This window comes from Mycobacterium sp. UM_Kg27 (genome assembly GCF_000972905.1).
Classification (GTDB): domain Bacteria; phylum Actinomycetota; class Actinomycetes; order Mycobacteriales; family Mycobacteriaceae; genus Mycobacterium.
On the sequence record NZ_JRMM01000040.1, the window covers coordinates 1 to 21,613 of the forward strand.

The following is a 21,613-nucleotide window of genomic DNA, read 5'->3' on the forward strand; positions in this document are numbered from 1 at the left end:
GTGTATAAGAGACAGACCGTCGACCATGAAGTGCGAAATTCCGGCGGCCGCGTACTCGGTTTCCAGGCCCGGCGTGTACGCGCATTCCGGGGCCCAGATTCCGCTGGGGGTGTGGGCCAGCCGTGCCCGGGCATCGGCCAATCCCTCGTGCAGTGCGAACTGGCGCAGTCGGGGCGCCAGCAGAGGCTGAAACGGGTGAGCCAGCGGACCGCCGAGCAGTTCCACCGTCTGCGCCTGCACCAGCTCCCGCAGCAGCGGGCTGGCGCCATGGCGCCACAGCAGCGCGAACTCGTCGAGAGCCTGTTCGGCCGCGGCGCATTCGTGCAGCCCGAACGGACGGATGTCGGGCAGGGTGGTGGCCTGGGCGGCGCGCAGCTGCCAGTTCGCCAGCCAGTGGTGCATGCCGTCCAGGCAGTACGGGTCGTCGAGCTGGGCGGCGACCACCGGTGTCACCCCGAGCGTGAGCAGGTGCTGCCGGCCTTCGGCGGCCAGCGTCCGCAGCACCCGCACCAGCGGCAGGTACGCCGCCGACCAGGATTGATAGAGCCATTCCTCGCCGACGGGCCAGCGGCCGTGGTGCGCCAGCCACGGCAGGTGGGTGTGCAGCACCAGGGTGAACAGGCCCGGTACGGAGCCGTTGGATTCTTCGGTCACCGGCGCACCGCGATCGCCACCAGGTCCAGGCTTTCATCGATATCGCGTTCAGCGGCTTCCATTAAGTCGAAATCGTCGCTGGTCACGCCGGCAACATCGGCCAGCAAGTCGGCCGGCCAGGGCGCGTCGGCGACCGCCCGCGCGATCTGGGCGTCGATGATCGAACCGCCGTGCCGGGCGTCCATCTCGCGCAGTGCCGGCCCGTGAAAGACGCCGTAAACCCCCTCGATCTCGAATCCGCCCTCGAGCAGCAGCTCGGTGAGTTCGGCGGCATTGAGTTCGCGGGTGTGGAACGGGTTGATCGGAGTGTCGCGGCCGGGGGAGAAGGTGATCCGGTTGGGCGTGGACACCATCAGCAGCCCGCCGGGCCGTAATACGCGGGCACATTCGGCGATGAACTGGCCTTGATCCCAGAGGTGCTCGATGACTTGGAAGTTGACCACCACGTCCACGGTCGCGTCGGGCAGCGGCAAGTCCGCGAGGTTTCCCCGGAGCGCTTCGACGCGCGGGTAGCGGGCTCGTACGTGGGCCACCGCCGCGTCGTCGTAATCCACGCCGATCACCCGCTGGGCCACGCCCGCGATCAGGTCGGCGCCGTAGCCCTCGCCGAACCCGGCCTCCAGGACCACGCGTCCGCTACAGCGGGGCGCCAGTTGCTGGTAGACCACCTCGTGGCGTCGGAACCAGTAGTTCTCGACGTCGAGTCCGGGGATGGTGCGTTCCCCGGTCAGCGTCAGCGTGCTGTCGCTGACCGGCGTGCCGGTGGGGTCTTCGGCGGCATTCGTAGATTTCATTGCACAGGCAGGCTAACGCGAAGGGCGCACTCTACGAACCGGCTACCCCGCACTGGCATTATCACGACCCGCTACGCTGTACAGGCGAACCGCATTAAGTTACCCATGAGTAACATGCTTGTGCGGCTGCGTGAATCGCTGCCCAGTCTTGTGGCCCGCCGCCGCAAGACCCCTTTGAGGAGGACGAACCACTCTCATGACGAACATCGTGGTCCTGATCAAACAGGTCCCGGACACCTGGTCGGAGCGCAAGCTCAGTGACGGTGACTGGACCCTTGACCGTGACGCCGCCGACGCCGTGCTCGATGAGATCAACGAGCGGGCCGTCGAAGAGGCCCTGCAGATCCGGGAGAAGGAAGGCGCCGAAGGCACCGTCACCGTGCTGACCGCCGGCCCGGAGCGGGCCACCGAGGCGATCCGCAAGGCGCTGTCGATGGGGGCCGACAAGGCCGTGCACATCCTCGACGACGGCATGAAGGGCTCCGACGTCATCCAGACCGGTTGGGCGCTGGCGCGCGCGCTGGGCGCCATCGAGGGCACCGAGTTGGTCATCGCCGGCAACGAGTCGACCGATGGTGTCGGCGGCGCGGTGCCGGCGATCATCGCCGAGTACCTGGGTCTGCCGCAGCTGACCCACCTGCGCAAGCTGACCGTCGAGGACGGCAAGGTCACCGGTGAGCGGGAGACCGACGAGGGCGTGTTCACCCTGGAGGCTTCGCTGCCGGCCGTGGTGAGCGTCAACGAGAAGATCAACGAGCCGCGCTTCCCCTCCTTCAAGGGCATCATGGCCGCCAAGAAGAAGGAAGTCACCGTGCTCAGCCTGGCCGAGATCGGCGTCGAGGCCGACGAGGTCGGTGTGGCCAACGCCGGTACCAAGGTGACTGCTTCGACGCCGAAGCCGCCGAAGACCGCTGGCGAGAAGGTGACCGACGAGGGCGATGGCGGCACCAAGATCGCCGGGTACCTGGTTGCCCAGAAAATTATCTAAGCGCTCCCCGGACCTAGCGAAGACGGAAGAAAATAGACATGGCTGAAGTACTTGTGCTCGTGGAGCACGCCGAAGGAGCGCTGAAGAAGGTCAGCTCCGAACTGATCACCGCCGCGCGTGAGCTCGGCGAGCCGTCCGCGGTCGTCGTCGGTGCCCCCGGCACCGCCGCCCCGTTGGTGGACGGCCTGAAAGAGGCCGGCGCCGCCAAGATCTACGTCGCCGAGTCCGACGTGGTGGACGGTTACCTGGTCACCCCGACTGTCGACGTGCTGGCCGGGCTGGCCGAGTCGGCTGCCCCGGCTGCGGTGCTGATCGCGGCCACCGCCGACGGCAAAGAGATCGCCGGCCGGCTGGCGGCCCGCATCGGTTCGGGTCTGCTGGTCGATGTGGTCGAGGTCAAGGCCGGCGCCAAGGTGGTGCACTCGATCTTCGGTGGTGCCTACACCGTTGAGGCCGAGCCCACCGGCGAGCTCCCGGTCATCACCGTCCGTGCGGGTGCTGTTGAGCCCGCGCCGGTCGCTGGTGCGGGCGAGCAGGTCACCGTGGAGGTGCCCGCCGCCGCGGAGAACGCCACCAAGATCACCTCGCGCCAGCCGGCCGTGGCCGGTGACCGCCCGGAGCTCACCGAGGCCCCCATCGTGGTGTCCGGTGGTCGCGGTGTCGGCAGCGCGGAGAGCTTCTCGGTGGTCGAGGAGCTGGCCGACTCTCTCGGTGCGGCCGTCGGCGCCTCGCGTGCCGCGGTGGACTCGGGCTACTACCCGGGTCAGTTCCAGATCGGCCAGACCGGCAAGACCGTGTCGCCGCAGCTGTACATCGCCCTGGGCATCTCCGGTGCGATCCAGCACCGGGCCGGCATGCAGACGTCCAAGACCATCGTGGTGGTCAACAAGGACGAGGAAGCACCGATCTTCGAGATCGCCGACTTCGGCATCGTCGGCGACCTGTTCAAGGTCGCGCCGCAGCTGACCGAGGCGATCAAGGCTCGCAAGGGTTAAAGAAGACCTCTATGGGTGTTCGCCGGGCCCGCCCGGCCGCAAGTCGTCAAAACCCCCGCACGCCCGGCGTGTCGGGGGTTTTGTCGTCTTTGCGTGGCCGCGACACCGAGTGCGAGCAGCTACGGCAAACCCTCGCCGCCGCTAGCGAGGGCCATAGTCAGGTGCTAGTGCTGCGCGGCGAGGCCGGAATCGGCAAGACCGCTCTGCTGGAGTACCTGGTCGACGCCGCATCGGAGTTTCAGGTGATACGGGCGGCCGGGGTGGAGTCCGACATGGAGCTGGCGTTCGCCGGCCTGCAGCAGCTGTGTGCACCCGTGGCCGACGGGATCGACCTCCTGCCCGAACCGCAGCGTGAGGCGCTGGCGATCGCGTTCGGCACGAGCAGCGGGCCGGCGCCCGACCGATTTCTCGTCGGGCTGGCGGTGTTGGGCCTGCTTGCCGGGATCGCGGCACGCCGGCCGGTGCTGTGCCTGATCGACGACGCCCAGTGGCTCGATCGGGTTTCGGCTCAGACGCTGGGGTTCGTGGCGCGCCGATTGCGGGCCGAGCCCGTCGCGTTGGTGTGTGCACTGCGTGAACCGGTAGACGGCCTGACCGGACTGCCGAAGTTGATGCTGCGTGGCCTGACGGACTCCGACGCGCATGCCGTACTGGAGTCGGCGCTGCCGGGCCGGATCGATCCCCAGGTCGCCGAACGGATCGTCGCCGAGACCCACGGCAACCCGCTGGCGCTGCTGGAACTGCCCCGGGGGCTGTCCGCGGCCGAGTTGGCCGGCGGCTACTACCGCCCCGACGTGGTGCCGGTCGCGGGACAGATCGAACGCCACTACCTGGCTCGGGTTCAGGCGTTGCCCGACGCCGCCCAACGGCTCTTGTTGCTGGCTGCCGCCGAGCCGGTGGGGGACGCGGCGCTGTTGCTGCGGGCGGCAGGGGAGTTGGGGCTGGCGTCGGCGGCCATCGCCCCGGCCCAGGAGGCCGGCCTGATTGAGATCGGGGCGCGGGTGCGGTTCCGGCACCCACTGGTGCGTTCGGCGATCTACCGCGCGGCGATCCTCGAAGACCGCCGAGATGCCCACCGTGCCCTGGCCGAGGCCACCGACCCGGCACACGACCCCGACCGGCGGGCGTGGCATCGCGCCCATGCGGCAGCCGGCCCCGACGAGTCGGTCGCCGCGGAGCTGGAACGCTCCGCTGACCGGGCGGCGTTGCGCGGCGGGACCGCGGCGGCGGCAGCATTTTTGGCCCGCGCCACTGAACTGACCCCCGATCCGCGACGGCGCGGAGCCCGTGCGCTCGATGCCGCCGATGCCAAACTGGCGGTGGCTGAAATGGACGCGGCCGCCATTCTGTTGGGCACCGCCGAGCTGGCGCCGCTGGACGCGCTGCAGCGTGCCCGGTTGGCCCGGATGCGCGCGCAGTTGGCATTCACTCGCGGCCGCGGGAGCGGCCACACCGCCACCATCCTTGACTCAGTTCACCAATTCTTCACCGTGGCAAGCCATCTGGAGTCGATTGATCCGGTGATGGCGCAAGAAACCCTGTTGGAAGCGGTCAGCGCGGCGATGTATGCGGGCCGGGCGTTCGGGGCGCAGGTGCGCCAGCACACCGCGGCGGCGCTGGCCGCGGGCGTGCGGACGAACCGGCCGGCCGATCTGCTGCTGCTGGCGTTGACCGCCCGCATCAGCGCCGGCTGCCAAGCCGGCCTGGAGCCGTTGCGTGCCGCGATTGCCGCCCTGACCCCGAACACCTGGTCATGGCAGGCGTTTCCGATCGGATACGAAGCCGCCGTGCACGACGTGTGGGACGACGAAGCCTGGTATCGGATCGCCAACGACGCCGTGCGGGTCGCGACCGACACCGGTGCGCTGGCCATGCTGCCGATCGCGTTGACCACCCGGGCCGGCGTGCACGTGCAGGCCGGTGAGTTCGCGACGGCGCGCGCCCTGATCGCCGACGCCGACGCCCTGACCGCGGCGTCCGGTCAGACGCCGGTGCGCTATCACGCGCTGGCGTTGGCGGCCTGGACAGGGGAGGAAGCTGCGGCGACCGTGCTGATCGACGCCGCGGCCCGCAGCGGGGCCGCCCGCGGCGAGGGCCGCATCATCGCACTGATCGGCTACGCCTCCGCGGTGCTCTACAACGGCTTGGGTCGCTACCAGTCGGCCTGCGAGGCGCTGCGCCGCGTGCTGGACTACGAGGATCTCGGCCTCTACGGGTGGAACCTGGCGGAACTGGTGGAGGCCGGGGTGCGCGGCGGCGAACTGTCATTGGCCGCCGAGGCGCTGGCGCAGCTGCACGAACGCGCCACCGTCAGCGAGACCGATTGGGGGCTGGGCGTGTTGGCCCGCTCGCGCGCGCTGCTGTGTGACGGCCTCGCTGCCGAGGACCACTATGTCGAGGCCGTCGAGCGGCTGGAGCGCACTCGGATCGCCGTGGACCTGGCGCGCGCACATCTGGTGTACGGGGAGTGGCTTCGCCGGGAGAAGCGGCGCGGTGACGCGCGCAAGCAGCTGCGCACCGCCCATGAGATGTTCACCGGGTTCGGGGCGCAGGCCTTCGCGCAGCGCAGCCGGCGCGAACTGCAGGCGATCGGAGACAAAGTCAGCGGCCACGCCCCGCCCGGCGGTGACGTGATGACGCCGCAGGAGCAGCAGATCGCCGAGCTGGCGGGTGCCGGGCTGACCAATGTCGAGATCGGGGCCCAGCTGTTCATCAGCGCTCACACCGTCGAATGGCATCTGCGCAAGGTCTTCGCCAAGCTGGGAATCCGCTCCCGCCGGGAACTGCGCGACCTCGCTGTCGGCCGCTGACCGGGCTCCAGGCCCCGCCCGCCGAGACGCAGACTACGGACTTTCCGGGGTTCCCCCACCGGCCGCACGGTGCCAGGGTCGAGGTACCGAGATCGTGCTGAGCAGGAGGGTGTGAACAAGATGAAGATCACTGTGATGGGTGCCAGCGGACAGATCGGCACCAAGGTTGTCGAGTTGCTGCGCGCCGCCGGCCACGACACCGTGGCAGCCGCCCGCAACTCAGGTGTCGACGTGCTGACCGGAGACGGGCTGGCGGAGGCCCTCTCGGGCGCCGACGTGCTGGTCGACGTTGTCAACTCGCCGGACTTCGCCGACGGCCCGGTGTTGGACTTCTTCACCAAGTCCACCACCCACCAGGTGGACGCAGCCAAAGCCGCTGACGTCGGCCACTACGTGGCGCTGTCCATCGTGAACTGCGACGGGCTGCCCGACAGCGGCTACATGCGCGCCAAGGTCGCCCAGGAGCGCATTATCGCCGAATCCGGGTTGCCCTACACCATCGTGCGTGCCACGCAGTTCCACGAGTTCGCCGACGGCATCATCGCATCGCTGACCGTCGACGGTGAGGTGCGGGCGCCCGAAGGTCTGATCCAGCCGATCGCCGGAGCCGAGGTGGCCGCCGAGGTGGCCCGGGCCGCTCAGGCCGCGCCGGTCGACGGAATCATCAATATCGGTGGCCCGGAGAAGCTGACCTTCGCTGAACTGGCCGCCGTGGTGCTGGCCCATCGGGGCGAGAACCTCCCGATCGTCGTCGACCCGGCCGCGGTCTACTTCGGCACCAAGATCGGCGACACCGGCCTGGTCACCGGCGACGACGCCACGTTGGCGGTGACCCGGCTGGCCGATTGGCAGGCGGCACAATGAGTGAGCTGGCGGGTCAGACCGCGCTGGTGACCGGCGGGACGGCGGGCATCGGACTCGAGTCCGCGCGGCTGCTGGCGCGTCACGGCGCCGAGGTGATCATCACCGGTCGCTCGGCGCAGCGGGGTGCCGCCGCCGTCGCCGAACTCGACGGCGCGGCGCGATTCGTGGCCGCGGATCTGTCCGACCTCGATTCGGTGAGATCTCTGGTGCGCCAATGCGGCGACGGCGGCGTGGATATCCTGGTGAACAACGCCGCCAGCTTCCCGGGTGCGCTGACCGTGGACCAGGATGTGGGTTCATTCGAGTCGACGTTCGACACCAATGTGCGCGGCGCCTACTTCCTGGTCGCCGCCTTGGCGCCGGGCATGCTGCGGCGCGGGCGCGGCAGCATCGTCAACGTCACCAGCATGGTCGCCTTCAAGGGTGTTCCCGGTGCGTCGAGCTACGGCGCCTCCAAAGCCGCGTTGGAGTCGCTGACTCGCACGTGGGCCGCCGAGTTCGGCCCGCACGGGGTACGGGTCAACAGTGTTGCTCCCGGGCCGACCGCCACCGAGGGGGTTGTCGCCGAATGGGGTGACGTCAATGACGAACTGGGGCGGGGGCTTCCGCTGGGGCGCACCGCACACGCCACCGAGATAGCCGAGGCCGTGTTGTTCCTCGCCTCGCCACGGTCCAGCTTCATCACCGGGTCGACGCTGCACGCCGACGGCGGCGGAGCCGCGGCCTGACCCGCACCCTTATTTCAGCGGTGGGCGTTTATTTCAGCGGTGGGCGTTGAGATTGCTCTGATGGTTGTGCATGTCGTGAATTCACGACCCTGGATGCAATCTGAACGCCCATTGCATCGACCTTGACCGCCGCGCGGGCCACGCACAATTCGTCACCAAGCGTGCACCGACATGTCATGCCGTGCTTGCCTCGTCGCTGCCTGACTGCGCGACCGTGGCGAGTGTGAGCACTGGTTCTGTTCTCATCGCCCCCGAGCCCGCCACCGATTCTCCCGCTTCCGGGACCGACAACCCCCGTTACTCGTTGCTGCTGTCCACCGACCCCACCATGATCGAAGCCGCGCAGCGGATGCGATTTGAGGTTTTCAGCACCGAGCCGGGCTTCTGCCTGACCGACTCCGGCGCCGGCAGCACCGGCTTGGACGCCGACCATTTCGACCAATACTGCGACCACCTGCTGGTCCGCGACGATGACTCCGGCGAGCTGGTCGGCTGCTACCGAATGCTTCCTCCCACCGGGGCTATCGCTGCCGGAGGCCTTTACAGCGCAAGCGAATTCGATGTCACCGCGCTGGATTCGCTGCGTCCCTCGCTGGTCGAGATGGGCCGCGCGGTGGTCCGGCCGGGCCACCGCAACGGCGCGGTCGTGCTGTTGATGTGGGCCGGAATCCTGGCCTACCTGGACCGCTACCAGTACGACTACATCACCGGCTGCGTCTCGGTGCCGGTGCGCGGCGAGGGCCCCCCGGCCAGTCAGATCCGCGGCGTCCGCGACTTCGTGCGGCGGCGGCACGCCTCCACGTACCGAGTGACCCCGTATCGGCCGGTGATGGTCGACGGCAAGGGCCTCGACGAGATCGCGCCGCCGACTCGTCCGACCATTCCGCCGCTGCTGCGGGGCTACCTGCGCCTGGGCGCGCGGGTCTGCGGTGAGCCGGCCCACGACCCCGCCTTCGGGGTGGGGGACTTCCCGGCCCTGCTGCGCCGCAGCGACGCCGACACCCGCTACCTGCGCCGGCTGCGGTCAGTGTCCGCGGCGTCGGTGGTGGCAGGGGGCCCAGAGGCTGCCGACACCGCTGCGCACGCGTGAACCAGCCGGGCGTGAACGCCTGGGCGCCTCGCGCCGTCTGCACGCCGCGATGCGTCCGGGGCGGGAGTGAGCGGCCGTTCCCGGCGGTGGTGGCGCTACGGCTGGCGATGGTGGTGCTGCTGGCGCCGCTGCTGCCCCTGCTGGCGGTACCGATTCCGGGCCGCGTTCGGCTGCAGCGCGGCGCCTGCCGGGTGGTGTTGCGCTGCTTCGGAGTGCGGGTGACGACGACCGGCGGGCCGGTACGCAACCTGCGCGGCATGTTGGTGGTCAGCCCGCACGTGTCCTGGCTGGACGTGTTCGTGATCGGTGCGGTGTCGCCGGGCACGTTCGTGGCGCGCGCCGATCTGATCAGCTGGCCCGGAATCGGTGCGCTGGCCCGCATGATGCGGATCATCCCCATCGAGCGCGACAGTCTGCGTGGGTTGCCGGTGGTCGTCGACATGGTGGCGGCCCGATTGCGGGCCGGCCGTACGGTCGTGGCATTCCCGGAGGGCACCACCTGGTGTGGGCGTGCCCGTGGCCGTTTCCATCCGGCGATGTTCCAGGCCGCCGTGGACGCGGGTCGGCCGGTACAGCCGCTGCAGCTCACCTACCACCACCGGGACGGTGCGCTGTCGACCGTGCCGGCGTTTGTCGGCGACGACACCCTGTTGGCCTCGATTCGTCGTCTGATCACCGCGCGCCGCACCATCGCGCAGGTGCATGTCGCGGCGTTGCAGTTGCCGGGAACCGATCGGCGTGAGCTCGCAGCGCGTTGCCAGGCGGCGGCGGGCTGGCGGGTCCGGCGGCGCCGGCGAGCTCGCGTCGCTTGTTGAGCAGGACGGCCGCCCGCCGCAGCGCCGGGGCGGCCGCAGGTGCCCGGTATCCTGGGCAGGTCATGGTCTATCTGGATCACGCCGCCACCACCCCGATGCACCCGCAAGCCATCGAGGCGATGACAGCTGTCTTGGGCACCGTCGGAAACGCCTCATCGTTGCACGCCGCCGGTCGCACCGCGCGCCGCCGGATGGAGGAGTCCCGGGAGTCCATCGCGGCACGGCTGGGCGCGCGTCCCTCTGAGGTGGTCTTCACCTCCGGCGGCACCGACGGCGACAACCTGGCCGTCAAGGGCATCTACTGGGCCCGGCGCGATGCCGATGCGCAGCGACGCCGAATCATCACCACCGAGGTCGAGCACCACGCCGTGCTGGATGCGGTGGACTGGCTCGCCGAGCACGAGGGCGCTGAGATCACCCGGCTGCCCACCGACGCCGACGGTTCGGTGTCACCGGAGGCGCTACGCGAGGAGCTGGACGGCGGTCGCGCTGACGACGTCGCCCTGGTGTCGGTGATGTGGGCCAACAATGAAGTCGGAACGGTCCTGCCGGTCGTCGAACTGGCCGCGATCGCCGCGCAGTTCGGGGTGCCGATGCACTCCGATGCGGTCCAGGCCGTCGGGCAGCTGCCGGTCGATTTCGGTGCCAGCGGGCTGTCCGCGCTGAGTCTGACCGCGCACAAGTTCGGCGGGCCGTGCGGGACCGGTGCGCTGTTGATTCGTCGTGACGTGACCTGTGTCCCGCTCACACACGGCGGGGGCCAGGAACGTGACATCCGTTCGGGCACACCCGATGTCGCCGGAGCGGTCGGCATGGCTGCGGCACTCCAGGTCGCCGTGGGCTCGCTGGAGTCCACCGCCGACCGGGTTGCGGGCCTGCGCGACCGGCTCATCGAGGGAGTGCTCGCCCGGATTGACAACACCCGGGTCAACGGATCGCGTAGCCAGCGGCTGCCCGGCAACGCGCACTTCACCTTCGCCGGCTGCGAAGGCGACTCGCTACTGATGCTGTTGGACGCCAACGGCATCGAATGCTCCACCGGATCTGCCTGCACCGCCGGTGTGCCGCAGCCTTCGCATGTGCTGACCGCGATGGGCGCCGACCCGGTCGCAGCCCGCGGATCGCTGCGACTGTCGTTGGGCCACACCAGCGTCGACGGTGACGTCGACGCTGTGCTTGCCGTGTTGCCCGGTGCGGTGGACCGGGCTCGTCAGGCCATGCTGGCGGCAGCGGGAGTGCCGCGATGAAGGTCGTAGCCGCGATGAGCGGCGGAGTGGACTCCTCGGTGGCGGCGGCCCGCATGGTCGATGCCGGGCACGAGGTGGTCGGGGTACATCTGGCACTGTCGCGCAACCCGGGCACCCTGCGCACCGGCTCGCGTGGGTGCTGCTCGCGGGAAGACTCTGACGACGCCCGGCGCGTCGCTGACGTGCTGGGCATTCCGTTCTACGTGTGGGACTTCTCCGAGCAGTTCAAGGACGAGGTGATCGACGACTTCGTCGAGTCTTACGCGCGTGGCGAGACCCCCAACCCGTGCATGCGGTGCAACGAGAAGATCAAGTTCTCCGCGGTAGCCGCTCGAGCCGTCGCGCTGGGATTCGACATGGTGGCCACCGGTCACTATGCCCGGCTCGCCGACGGCCGACTGCGCCGCGCGGTGGACGCCGACAAGGACCAGTCCTATGTGCTCGCGGTGCTGTCCGCCGAGCAACTCCGCCACGCGGCGTTCCCGATCGGGGACACCCCCAAGCCGCAGATCCGCGCCGAAGCCGCCGAACGCGGCCTGGCGGTGGCGAGCAAACCCGACAGTCATGACATCTGCTTCATCCCGACCGGCGACACGCGCACCTTCCTGGGCGGCCACATCGGAGTGCGGCCCGGCGCTGTGGTGGACACCGGCGGGTCGGTGCTGGCTGAACACGATGGGGTGCACGGTTTCACCATCGGCCAGCGCAAGGGCCTGGGCATCGCCGGGCCCGGCCCGGATGGCCAGCCGCGCTACGTGACCGGTATCGATGCCGCGACCGGCACCGTCACCGTAGGGTCGGCCGCCGACTTGAATGTGACGGAGCTGACCGGGCGGGCGCCGGTGTTCACCTCGGGGCAACCGTGGCGCGGCCTAGTCGAGTGCGAGGTGCAGGTGCGCGCCCACGGCGAGACGGTTGGCGCGGTGGCCGGATTGGTCGGTGACATGTTGCAGGTGCGGCTGCGCGAGCCGTTGCGCGGTGTGGCCCGCGGCCAGACCCTGGCCTGTTACCGCCCGGACGCGCACGGCGACGAAGTGATCGCCAGCGCCACTATCGCCGCCGCCGGCGCGTAGCTTCGGCCAGTTGCGCCGAACGTGTACTGGGCACGACGACGCGGCGCTTGCCGGCGTGAGTGCACGCTCGGCGTGGGGAACCGGGTCTAACCGGGCACCGCCGAAGCCATGTTCGTCACCACCAGGTCGGCATCGGATTCCGAGAAGCCGCAGTAGGTGACCTCCAGCAGCACCACCGACTTGACCTGGTACGCCCGTCCGCAGTCGCCGGCGTGGGTACGCAACGACGCGTCGTCGGAAGTCCAGTCGCTGACCAGGCCCGGCCCGGCGGAGGTGTCGGCGCACTCGGCGACGGTGGCCACCAACGCATCGAGAACGTGGTGCGCGGCTTCGGTGTCGGGGTAGACGGCGGCGCCCTCGGAGACGATCGCGGCCTTCGGCGGGTACTGGTAGGTGGTTTTGTGGAAACGCGTCGCCGTGGATCCGAACACCGCGGTCTCGGCGAAGATGAAACGGCATGGCGGCGGGATGGTGGCGGCCAGCTCGTCGATGTCGGTGGGAGAGCTGGAATCCATAGTGGGGATGACGGTCAGCTGCTCGTCGGCGCCGACGATGGCCCGCATCCGGGGTGTGCCGAGCATGATCCGGCCGAGATCCACGACGCCGGCGGGCGCCGGCAGCGCCGCGGGTGGCAGCGCCGTCCCGTCGACCAGCCGGGTGCAGCCCACCACCGCTGCAGACACCGCCCCGATCGGCACCAGCCGCGACATTCTCACCATCGAAGGCTAGCCCGCCGTGCCCGTGGCCATGTCACTTCAATACGGTTGCCCGGTGAGTGCTTTCGCCACTGGGACCGGACTGGGGTCGTGGCCGGGCACCTCGGCGCGCGCGGCGGCCGAGGTGGTGGTCGGTGAGTTGGGCGGCAGCCTGGCCCACCTGGTCGAGCTGCCGGGGCGCGGAGTCGGCGCCGACATGATCGGTCGGACCGGCGCGCTGCTGGTCGACATCGCCATCGACACCGCCCCGCGAGGCTACCGGCTGGCCGCGCGACCCGGAGCGGTGAGCCGGCGCGCGGTGAGCCTGCTCGGTGAGGACGCCGACGCGCTGGAAGAGGCGTGGGAAGTCGCCGGCCTGCGCGGGAGCGGTCATCCGGTCAAGGTGCAGGCGGCCGGCCCGCTGACCGTGGCCGCGGAAGTGGAGCTGGCGAATGGGCACCGGGCGATCACCGACCCCGGTGCGGTGCGGGACCTTGCCGCCTCGCTGGCCGAGGGCCTCAAGGCGCATCGCGCCGACCTGTCTCGCCGGCTTGACACGCCGGTGATCGTGCAGCTCGACGAGCCGTCCCTGGGCGCCGCGGTGACCGGCCGGCTGGCCGGCGTTACCGCGTTGAGCCCGGTGGCCGCCATCGACGAGTCGCTGGCCACGGCGCTGCTCGACGGCTGCGCCGACACCATCGGCGGCGAGGTGCTGGTGCACAGTTGTGCAGCGGGACTTCCGTGGAATGTGTTGCAGCGCAGCGCTATCGCTGCGCTGGCGCTGGACTGCACCGGGTTGGAATCCGCTGACTACGATCAGATCGGCGCATTCGTCGACTCTGGCCGCACCGTGGTGATGGGACTGGTTCCCGCGCTCGCTCCGGCGCGGGCGCCCGGCGTCGAAGAGCTGGCGACCGCGGTGGCGGCGATCACCGACCGCATCGGATTCGCCCGTTCGGTGCTGGCCGAGCGGGTCGGGATCAGCCCGGTCTGCGGGATGGCCGGCGCCGACGCCGCGTGGGCGCGCGCCGCGCTCGGGCTGGTGCGCAAGGTGGGCGAGGCGCTGAGCAGCGAGCCCGAGGCGATCTAGGCAACGAGAAGGTTGCAATCGAGCCGCGAACGCATCTGGGCGGTGCAGCCGCAGCCGACGCCAGCGACTATCTCGCCGGGCTGTCGCGCCGCCGGGACGCCGCGACTGAGCGGCTGCGGGCATTCGCCGAGCGCTGGTCCTGGTCCAGAGACCGGACCAACCGCGCCGGCGCGGTCAGCCGAAACGACGTGTCGACCAGCTCGCCGACCTCATCCCAATCCACATCAGCTGCAGTGAAATCCAGGCCCAGCCAACCGGACGGGCCCAGATACATCGGCAGGAAGAACCGCGGGTCCTGCTCCAGCGCACGTCGCTCGGACTCGTCGACCTTGACCAGCAGCGCATGGGGGTAGGGCACCATCGTGCCGGTGGCTTTGCTGTTGCCACCGTAGATCGCGAACATCTTGGGTGCGCAGAACACCGGACGGCCATGGGAGATCTTCTCGAAGGCTTCGGGAAAGCCCAGCGCGATGCGTCGCAGCTCCGCCAGACCAGGGTCGTCGTCGCGGTACATGATCGGGTGCGGCATGCCGCCAGGGTAGTCAGAGCAGATAACCTGCGGGGGTGAGTCCAGAGGCCGACAGCGTGCCCCCCGACCTCCGGCGGCAGTGGCACGATCTGGCTGAAGAGGTGCGCGAGCACCAGTTCCGCTACTACGTCAAAGACGCGCCGATCATCACCGACGGCGACTTCGACGAGCTGTTCAACCAGCTGCTCGCGCTGGAGGAGGCGCACCCGGAGCTGCGTACCGCCGACTCGCCGACCCAGCTGGTGGGTGGCGCCGGGTTCACCACGGAGTTCGCCCCCGCTGAGCATCTGGAGCGAATGCTGTCGCTCGAAGACGTGTTCTCAACCGACGAACTGACGGCCTGGGCCGGTCGGGTGATCAGTGAGATAGGCGGTGACACCGCCTACCTGTGCGAACTCAAGGTCGACGGCGTGGCACTCGGACTGGTGTACCGCAACGGCCGGTTGAGCAGTGGGGCCACCCGTGGCGACGGCCGGGTCGGTGAGGACGTGACACTCAATGCGCGCACCATCGCCGACATCCCCGAGTTCCTCAACACCGACACCGAATTCCCGGTCCCGGCGGTGCTGGAGGTGCGCGGCGAGGTGTACTTCCGGTTGGAGGACTTCGAAAACCTCAACGCCGGACTGGTCGCCGAGGGCAAGCCGCCGTTCGCCAACCCCCGCAACAGCGCGGCTGGTTCCCTGCGGCAGAAGAACCCGGCTATCACCGCGCGGCGCAATCTGCGGATGGTCTGCCACGGCCTCGGCTACGCCGAGGGCTTCAGCCCCGACACCTTGCACGGCGCCTACCGAGCGATGCAGGCCTGGGGGCTGCCGGTCTCGACACACACCGCCCGCGTCGAGGGCATGGCCGCGGTAGCTGAACGTATCGCCTACTGGGGTGAACACCGGCACGACGTCGAACACGAAATCGATGGTGTGGTGGTCAAAGTCGACGACCGCACCCTGCAGCGTCGGCTCGGCGCCACCTCCCGGGTGCCGCGGTGGGCGGTGGCCTACAAATATCCGCCCGAAGAGGCGCAGACCACGCTGCTCGACATCCGGGTCAGCGTCGGGCGCACCGGCCGGGTGACCCCGTTCGCCTACATGACCCCGGTCAAGGTCGCCGGCTCCACGGTGAGCCTGGCCACCTTGCACAACGCCTCGGAGGTCAAGCGCAAAGGGGTGCTGATCGGCGACACCGTGGTGATCCGCAAGGCCGGCGACGTGATTCCCGAGGTGCTCGGGCCCGTGGTCGATCTGCGCGACGGCAACGAGCGCGAGTTCGTCATGCCGACCCACTGCCCGGAATGCGGAACGCTGCTGGCGCCGGCCAAGGAAGCCGACGTCGACATCCGTTGCCCCAATTCGCGGTCCTGCCCGGCGCAGCTGCGCGAGCGGGTTTTCCACGTCGCCGGCCGCGGCGCCTTCGACATCGAGGCTCTGGGGTATGAGGCGGCGACCGCCCTGTTGAGCGCCGGGGTCATCACCGACGAGGGCGACCTGTTCACCCTCACCGAAGAAGACCTGCTGCGTACCGAGCTGTTCACCACCAAGGGTGGTGTGCTGTCCAAGAATGGCCGGCAGCTGCTGGCCAATCTCGACAAGGCCAAGGCTCAACCGCTGTGGCGGGTGCTGGTGGCCTTGTCGATTCGGCACGTCGGCCCGACCGCGGCGCGGGCGCTGGCCACCGAGTTCGGCAGCCTGGACGCGATCACCGCGGCGTCCACTGAGCAGTTGGCCGCTGTCGAGGGCGTCGGCCCCACCATCGCCGCCGCGGTCACCGAATGGTTCGACGTCGACTGGCACCGTGCGATCGTCGACAAGTGGCGGGCCGCCGGGGTGCGGATGGCCGACGAACGCGATGCGAGCATCGAACGCACGCTTGAGGGGCTGAGCATCGTGGTGACGGGCTCGCTGACCGGCTTCTCTCGCGACGAGGCCAAAGAGGCGATCATCGCCCGGGGGGGTCGGGCGGCCGGTTCGGTGTCGAAGAAGACCGCCTACGTGGTGGCCGGCGATGCGCCCGGCTCGAAGTACGACAAGGCTGTCGAACTCGGGGTGCCGGTCCTGGACGAGGACGGATTCGTCAACTTGCTGGCCGAGGGCCCGAACACCGCACCGGATTAGCCTGCTCTCAGCTTATTGACAGCGTCATCGAAGTATGGCAGCGTTTCGCAGCGAAGTGCAACATCGTGTTGCAGTTCGTTTTCGGTGGGGCCGCTGAGGAAGTGCGGGGACACGATGACCACTGGTGAGAGCGCCTTCTGGGGCACCGACAGGCAGTCCTCCGCCACGCACGGCTCGCGTGGAATCGGGCGATACACCCGCAAGCGGATGCTCACTACCCCTCTCGCGATTGGGGCGTTTGCGTGCTTCGGCATGCTCCCGCTCGCCTCGGCGCCCGCAGCTCAGGCCGACATCGAGGACGTGTTCGAGCAGCTGTTCTCGCCCTTTGCGGACGCGGCTACCGGCACCCCCGACTGGGACGCGTTCACCGACTCCACGGCGTGGGAAGCCTTCTTCGACCCGGCGCACTGGGAAGCCGTATGGGCCGACCTTGACGGACTGAGCAGCGCGCAACCGGCATTGGCCGCATCCATCGGTCTGACCACCTTGTTCGATCAGTGGATGTACACCCCGATCCACACCGGCGTCGGCAATGTGATCAACAGTGATCTGGGCCTGCAGGTGGGCGGAGCGATCAATCAGCTCTTGGGCTCTTACGTCATCGGTGATGGGGCGGACGGCACCGCTGAGAATCCTGACGGTGGGGCCGGTGGGTGGCTGTTCGGTGACGGTGGAGCCGGCTACTCCAGCACTGCGGACGGTGTGGCTGGCGGTGCGGGCGGGAGCGCGGGGTGGTTCGGTGACGGCGGGGCCGGTGGCGCCGGGGGCGCGGGTGCGGCCGGTGGTGCCGGTGGGGCCGGCGGCTGGCTGCTGGGGGTCGGCGGTGCCGGTGGCGGCGGCGGTGACGGAGAGATCGGCGGGGTCGGTGGCTCCGGCGGCGCAGGTGGCTGGCTGTTCGGCATCGGTGGTGCCGGCGGTTCCGGTGGTGATGGAGGTGACGGGGGACGCGGTGGCGACGGGGGTAATGCCGTCGGCCTGTTCGGCAGTGGTGGTGACGGGGGCGATGCCGGTAATAGTGGCGTGGGCGGGACGGCCACTCGGTTGCCCGCTCTGGGCGGCACCGGCGGCAACGGCAGCCCTCTGCTGCTCGGGGCCCACGGCGACGTCGGTCGATTCGGCACCGGTGTGCCGCTGAGCGGCGGTGGCAGCGGTGGGTTCTCGACAGCGGGATCCTGGTTGATCGACAGTGACGGACGCGTCGTGATCCTGCACGGCTTCGACCACGTGAACAAGGTTGCGCCATACGAGTTGTCGGCCAACGGATTCGGCGACGACGACGCGGCCTTCCTAGCTGCTAACGGATTCAACAACGTTCAGCTGGGCTTGATCTGGGCCGCGGTCGAGCCCGAGCCCGGGGTCTTCGACTACGACTACCTGGCCTCCATCGCCCAGACCGTACAGACCCTGGCCAATCATGGCATCACCAGCAACATCTACATGCATCAAGACCTCTACAGCACGTCGTTCGGAGGCGAGGGGGCGCCGGAGTGGGCGGTGCAGACCGGCGGGCTGCCCAATATCGACGTGGGCTTCCCCTGGAGCTACTTCGTCAACCCCGCGCAGAACCACGCCTGGGATGCGTTCTGGGGCAACGCCACGGCGCCTGATGGAATCGGGTTGGAGACCCACCACGCGCAGATGCTGCAGGTGGTGGCGAACTACTTCAAAGACAACCCCGCGGTGGCCGCCTTCGGTGTGGTCGCCGAACCGCATGCCGGATCACACTGGCTCTCAAGCCTGTTCGGCAGCCCCTACTTCGACTCCCAGCAGCTGACACCCTTTTACAACCAGTCGGTCGCGGCCATCCGGTCGGTGGACCCCGATACGCCGATATTCGTACAGCCGAATGTGCTCTTCAACTTGGGTGTTCAGACCCGACTGGGCGAGGTGGACGACGACAGGGTCATCTACTCGTTCCAGCACTTCTGCCCGTCGGTCGACCTGTTCGGCGTCGACTTCTTCTGCAACGTCTTCGCCGACATCGCGATCAACAACGCGACGACCTACCCGGACACCTACAACATCCCGGCTCATATCGGTGGGTTCGGCGCCAGCAACGTCCTCGCGGCGCACACCGCGGTACTGGATGCCGCCGAGCGACATCAATACGGCTGGGCCACCTGGGTCTACACCGGCCAGAACGACATCACCACCACCGCCACATCACGCGAGGCCGAGTCGATCGTGTATGACACCAGCCTGCCGCCGACCGGCGACAACATCGACGCCGCGAAGCTGGCGGTGTTGGCCGAGCCCTACCCGCAGGCGGTGGCTGGAATCCCGACTGCCTGGACGTTCGACAACGGCACGTTCCAGCTGAGTTACTCGACCGACATGGCCGGCGGGGGCGTCTTCGCTGCCGGTGCGCAGTCCAACATCTCCGTGCCGGAAGTCATCTACCCCGACGGCTACGACGTCAGCGTCACCGGCGGCCATGTCGTGTCGGCGCCCAACGCGCCGGTGCTCGTCATCGCCTCCGATGCCGGAGCCACCACCATCAGCGTGACCGTGACCCCGGCTGCCGCGGCGGGTTGATCACCGTCGGTGACCGCAGGTCTGTGAAGCCACGACTCACGAAGTCGGGTCGATGAGGATCTTCGCGTGGTCATCGGGGGAGGCCAGTGCCTCGAACGCCGCATCCACCTCGGCCAGCGATACCGTCGCGGTGATCAGCGGCGTGGGGTCCACCTTCTTCTTGGCGAGCATTCTCACGGTCTGGCGGAATTCCACCGGGGTGTATCCCACGACGAAACGGATGTCGAGTTCCTTGTTGATCGCCATCGCGGGCCGCAGCCGGTCCTCGCCCATGCAGACCCCGGCCGCGATGATGCGCGACATGATCGGCGCGGAGGTGATCACCGAATTCAGCATCCCGGGGACCCCAACACATTCGAAGATCACCGGAGCTTTGGGGCCGACACCCATGGTCTCGAGCGCCCGCCAGGTCTGCCACAGCGGAACCGGCAGGGTGTTCGCCGCTTGGGTAGCGCGGAGCAGCAGGCGCATCGCGGCCGCGGAACTGGTGAAGTAGCCGGGCCGTTGCCGGACGTGGTCGATGGGCGATTCGGTGGCCGGATCGACGACGATGTCGGCCCCGCATCTTCTGGCCAACTCGCGTCGTGCCGCGCTGTAGTCGCTGGCGATCACCGTGCGAACACCCTTGGCCTTGAGCATGAGCACGACCGCCAGCCCGATGGGACCCGCGCCGACGACGACGGCGATCTGGCCGCGCCGGATCTTGGACCGTCGCACCGCGTGCAGTCCCACCGCCATCGGTTCGGTCAGCGCGGCGACGTCGGTGCTGAGCTCATCGGGGACGCGCACCATCAGCGACTCTTCGATGAGCAGTTCTTCGGCGTAGCCGCCCGGCGCCGACGCCGAGAGTCCGATCGGGTGTATGCCCTCACCCGCGCGCCGCAACGGAAACGCGACGACGCGGCTGCCGATCGGAGCGCGCTTCTTGCACCGCGGACCGTATTCGAGGATCTCCCCGCAGAATTCGTGTCCGAACACGGTGCGCTCGTGCGAGCGCATCGCCTCCAGGTACCCCATCTCGGCGGCGACGTCGGCGAGATCGTCGCTGTGGTGCCGTGCGTGCAGGTCAGACCCGCAGATGCCGCAGCGCAGCACCCTAAGCCGGACCTGGCCGCGACCTGGACGTGGCGTCGGAAGGTCGGAAACCGACAAGGTGCCGTTCTGGCACACAACTGCTTTCACGCTGTATCTGGCCTATCTGCCCGGCGCCCAACCCGCAAGAAAAAATGCAACAATATGTTGCATTTTGGTGCTGGCAGTGTGGCACGCGTCGATTAGGCTGTCAACATGGCGCGTGGGGGTTCGTTGGTCGATACGGCCCGCCTGCGATCGGACGTAGTCGAGAATCGGTTGCGGATTCTCGAGGCGGCTACCCAAGTGCTCGCGGGAGATCCGAACGCGTCCATGCAGGAGATCGCCGACGCCGCCGAACTCAACCGCGGAACCCTCTACCGGCATTTCCCGAGCCGTGAGCGACTCGTTGTCGCCATTCACCAAGTCGCCGTCACGAAAATGCGCGAGCTCTATGACTCGTTGCCAAAGTCTGCCCCGGTGTTGCCGAGCCTCATTGAGTTGGTCGGGCCGACGATCGAAGTCGCCAGTCGTTACCGGGTTTTGATTCTTGCCCCGATCGCCGATCCCAGCCGGTTGGTGGCCGAGGCGCAGTCGGTGGAGGTACTCGCTGGCGCCGTGCACCGGGCCCAGTTGGCCGGCGAAGTCGACCAGCGGATTTCGCCCATCGTCGCGGCCACCAACTTCGGCGTCCAGATTCTGGGCGCTGCAACGTTGATCGCCCGCGGTGGCGTCGCGCCTGACGACGCGATCGCACAGACCCGACTGTTGCTGCATAAGGCGTTGCGGGCCCCGACGCAAGACACCGAGTGAACCGGGCCGCGGGTGACAGCGTGCCGACTGCTCAGCGCAGCAGGGTGGCCACGATCCCGGCGAGATAGCCCAGACGGACCACTTCGGCGGGCAGGAAGTCCGGTCCGCCGGTGCGTCCGAGCACAATCGCGGTGCGCGGGTTGCCCAGCGGTGCGGCGGCCAATGCGACGTCCATGTCCCGCCACATCGCGGGCACCCACGTGGCGGTGTTGTCCAGGGCGGTGGCACGTTCGAGCGGCAACCACGGCACCGTCTCAACCTGGGTCTCCGGAGTCCCCGGGCTGCCGGCGAGCCGGCGGAACCCACCGTCGGCGCCCTCGGCGCGCAGCACCGCACACCAGCTGACCCGCAGCACACGGGGCGTTTCGTTGGCCAGCTTCGCCAGTTTGGCGCTGCGGTCACCGGCGGCCGCGACATGGTCGATCAGCTCGAGCTCACGGTGCGCATCCAGCAGTCCGGTGTGCGGACGAATGCTGTGCACCCGAACCCCGGGCAACCGCTCGGCGGCGGTGATCAGCACATCGGGCATCGATCCCTGTGGCAGTTCGACCACCAGGTCGTCGATGGCCGAACCGCTGCCGCGTTCCACAACGTCCAGCGACAAGATGTCGGCGCCCACCGAGCCCAGACCCACGGCAAGCGACCCCAGGCTGCCGGGGCGGTCGTCGAGTTCGACGCGCAGCAGATAGGAAGGCATGGGCAAACCTTCCC

The 21,613-nt window shown here is 68.9% G+C and carries 18 protein-coding genes and 1 pseudogene; 13 read left to right on the top strand and 6 right to left on the bottom strand.

Annotation, left to right across the window (positions count from 1 at the left end; all coding sequences use genetic code 11):
- Positions 1–654, bottom strand: a pseudogene (locus tag LI94_RS08790) (1,4-alpha-glucan branching protein); the annotation flags it as partial.
- Complete coding sequence (locus LI94_RS08795) at positions 651–1,448, bottom strand: class I SAM-dependent methyltransferase (RefSeq protein WP_046300950.1); 798 nt, start codon at positions 1,446–1,448, stop codon at positions 651–653. The gene LI94_RS08795 and the pseudogene LI94_RS08790, both read right to left, overlap by 4 nt.
- 196 nt (positions 1,449–1,644) lie before the next feature.
- On the opposite strand from LI94_RS08795, the gene LI94_RS08800 reads away from it, so the two are divergent.
- From LI94_RS08800 to mnmA, 9 genes are all read left to right on the top strand, one after another.
- On the top strand, positions 1,645–2,436 hold the full coding sequence (locus tag LI94_RS08800) for an electron transfer flavoprotein subunit beta/FixA family protein (protein WP_024440197.1): 792 nt from the start codon (positions 1,645–1,647) through the stop codon (positions 2,434–2,436).
- Between the two features lie 38 nt (positions 2,437–2,474).
- The gene (locus tag LI94_RS08805) at positions 2,475–3,431 is read left to right on the top strand and encodes an electron transfer flavoprotein subunit alpha/FixB family protein (protein ID WP_024440196.1); all 957 of its coding nucleotides are present in this window, start codon (positions 2,475–2,477) and stop codon (positions 3,429–3,431) included.
- A gap of 89 nt (positions 3,432–3,520) precedes the next feature.
- On the top strand, positions 3,521–6,241 hold the full coding sequence (locus LI94_RS08810) for a LuxR family transcriptional regulator (RefSeq protein WP_239651185.1): 2,721 nt from the start codon (positions 3,521–3,523) through the stop codon (positions 6,239–6,241).
- Between the two features lie 120 nt (positions 6,242–6,361).
- The gene (locus tag LI94_RS08815) at positions 6,362–7,105 is read left to right on the top strand and encodes an SDR family oxidoreductase (RefSeq protein ID WP_024440194.1); all 744 of its coding nucleotides are present in this window, start codon (positions 6,362–6,364) and stop codon (positions 7,103–7,105) included.
- On the top strand, positions 7,102–7,833 hold the full coding sequence (locus tag LI94_RS08820; RefSeq protein ID WP_046300952.1) for an SDR family oxidoreductase: 732 nt from the start codon (positions 7,102–7,104) through the stop codon (positions 7,831–7,833). Before LI94_RS08815 ends, LI94_RS08820 begins: the two co-directional genes overlap by 4 nt.
- 223 nt (positions 7,834–8,056) lie before the next feature.
- Positions 8,057–8,923 carry a GNAT family N-acyltransferase gene (locus LI94_RS08825; protein WP_046300962.1) on the top strand — a complete coding sequence of 289 codons (867 nt, stop codon included), beginning with the start codon at positions 8,057–8,059 and terminating at the stop codon, positions 8,921–8,923.
- Between the two features lie 11 nt (positions 8,924–8,934).
- The gene (locus LI94_RS08830) at positions 8,935–9,738 is read left to right on the top strand and encodes a lysophospholipid acyltransferase family protein (protein ID WP_239651184.1); all 804 of its coding nucleotides are present in this window, start codon (positions 8,935–8,937) and stop codon (positions 9,736–9,738) included.
- A 62-nt stretch (positions 9,739–9,800) separates the two neighbouring features.
- Positions 9,801–10,985 carry a cysteine desulfurase family protein gene (locus LI94_RS08835; RefSeq protein WP_024440190.1) on the top strand — a complete coding sequence of 395 codons (1,185 nt, stop codon included), beginning with the start codon at positions 9,801–9,803 and terminating at the stop codon, positions 10,983–10,985.
- Entirely contained in the window at positions 10,982–12,058 is a 1,077-nt protein-coding gene (gene mnmA, locus LI94_RS08840; protein ID WP_046300954.1) for a tRNA 2-thiouridine(34) synthase MnmA, read from the top strand. The genes LI94_RS08835 and mnmA overlap by 4 nt, the downstream gene beginning before the upstream one ends.
- 86 nt (positions 12,059–12,144) lie before the next feature.
- Here the strand turns inward: mnmA and LI94_RS08845 are convergent, their stop codons facing one another.
- A complete protein-coding gene (locus LI94_RS08845) occupies positions 12,145–12,768 on the bottom strand; it encodes a sensor domain-containing protein (protein WP_239651186.1) in 624 nt (207 codons plus the stop codon).
- A 61-nt stretch (positions 12,769–12,829) separates the two neighbouring features.
- Between LI94_RS08845 and LI94_RS08850 the strand changes: the two genes are divergently transcribed.
- The gene (locus LI94_RS08850) at positions 12,830–13,843 is read left to right on the top strand and encodes a methionine synthase (protein ID WP_024440187.1); all 1,014 of its coding nucleotides are present in this window, start codon (positions 12,830–12,832) and stop codon (positions 13,841–13,843) included.
- A 67-nt stretch (positions 13,844–13,910) separates the two neighbouring features.
- Here LI94_RS08850 and LI94_RS08855 read toward each other — a convergent pair whose 3' ends face one another.
- Positions 13,911–14,372 (bottom strand): MmcQ/YjbR family DNA-binding protein, encoded by a 462-nt coding sequence (locus LI94_RS08855; RefSeq protein WP_024440186.1) that lies wholly within the window; start codon positions 14,370–14,372, stop codon positions 13,911–13,913.
- Between the two features lie 35 nt (positions 14,373–14,407).
- On the opposite strand from LI94_RS08855, the gene ligA reads away from it, so the two are divergent.
- The gene (gene ligA, locus LI94_RS08860; RefSeq protein ID WP_024440185.1) at positions 14,408–16,483 is read left to right on the top strand and encodes an NAD-dependent DNA ligase LigA; all 2,076 of its coding nucleotides are present in this window, start codon (positions 14,408–14,410) and stop codon (positions 16,481–16,483) included.
- Positions 16,484–16,597: 114 nt separating this feature from the next.
- Positions 16,598–19,018, top strand: a complete 2,421-nt coding sequence (locus LI94_RS25060; RefSeq protein WP_152664790.1) for a PGRS repeat-containing protein — start codon at positions 16,598–16,600, stop codon at positions 19,016–19,018.
- Between the two features lie 36 nt (positions 19,019–19,054).
- Here LI94_RS25060 and LI94_RS08870 read toward each other — a convergent pair whose 3' ends face one another.
- Entirely contained in the window at positions 19,055–20,200 is a 1,146-nt protein-coding gene (locus LI94_RS08870; protein ID WP_046300956.1) for a zinc-binding dehydrogenase, read from the bottom strand.
- 105 nt (positions 20,201–20,305) lie between these two features.
- On the opposite strand from LI94_RS08870, the gene LI94_RS21865 reads away from it, so the two are divergent.
- Positions 20,306–20,902 carry a TetR/AcrR family transcriptional regulator gene (locus tag LI94_RS21865; RefSeq protein ID WP_024440184.1) on the top strand — a complete coding sequence of 199 codons (597 nt, stop codon included), beginning with the start codon at positions 20,306–20,308 and terminating at the stop codon, positions 20,900–20,902.
- A gap of 31 nt (positions 20,903–20,933) precedes the next feature.
- Here LI94_RS21865 and LI94_RS08880 read toward each other — a convergent pair whose 3' ends face one another.
- Positions 20,934–21,599, bottom strand: a complete 666-nt coding sequence (locus tag LI94_RS08880) for an amino acid-binding protein (protein ID WP_036456886.1) — start codon at positions 21,597–21,599, stop codon at positions 20,934–20,936.
- Positions 21,600–21,613: the final 14 nt, after the last annotated feature.

Coding starts and splice junctions, on each gene's coding strand:
- LI94_RS08880 (WP_036456886.1), bottom strand. CDS start 21,599: ATGCCTTCCTATCTGCTGCGCGTCGAACTCGACGACCGCCCCGGCAGC.
- LI94_RS21865 (WP_024440184.1), top strand. CDS start 20,306: ATGGCGCGTGGGGGTTCGTTGGTCGATACGGCCCGCCTGCGATCGGAC.
- LI94_RS25060 (WP_152664790.1), top strand. CDS start 16,598: ATGACCACTGGTGAGAGCGCCTTCTGGGGCACCGACAGGCAGTCCTCC.
- LI94_RS08795 (WP_046300950.1), bottom strand. CDS start 1,448: ATGAAATCTACGAATGCCGCCGAAGACCCCACCGGCACGCCGGTCAGC.
- LI94_RS08835 (WP_024440190.1), top strand. CDS start 9,801: ATGGTCTATCTGGATCACGCCGCCACCACCCCGATGCACCCGCAAGCC.
- LI94_RS08815 (WP_024440194.1), top strand. CDS start 6,362: ATGAAGATCACTGTGATGGGTGCCAGCGGACAGATCGGCACCAAGGTT.
- LI94_RS08800 (WP_024440197.1), top strand. CDS start 1,645: ATGACGAACATCGTGGTCCTGATCAAACAGGTCCCGGACACCTGGTCG.
- mnmA (WP_046300954.1), top strand. CDS start 10,982: ATGAAGGTCGTAGCCGCGATGAGCGGCGGAGTGGACTCCTCGGTGGCG.
- LI94_RS08820 (WP_046300952.1), top strand. CDS start 7,102: ATGAGTGAGCTGGCGGGTCAGACCGCGCTGGTGACCGGCGGGACGGCG.
- LI94_RS08855 (WP_024440186.1), bottom strand. CDS start 14,372: ATGCCGCACCCGATCATGTACCGCGACGACGACCCTGGTCTGGCGGAG.
- LI94_RS08805 (WP_024440196.1), top strand. CDS start 2,475: ATGGCTGAAGTACTTGTGCTCGTGGAGCACGCCGAAGGAGCGCTGAAG.
- LI94_RS08845 (WP_239651186.1), bottom strand. CDS start 12,768: ATGTCGCGGCTGGTGCCGATCGGGGCGGTGTCTGCAGCGGTGGTGGGC.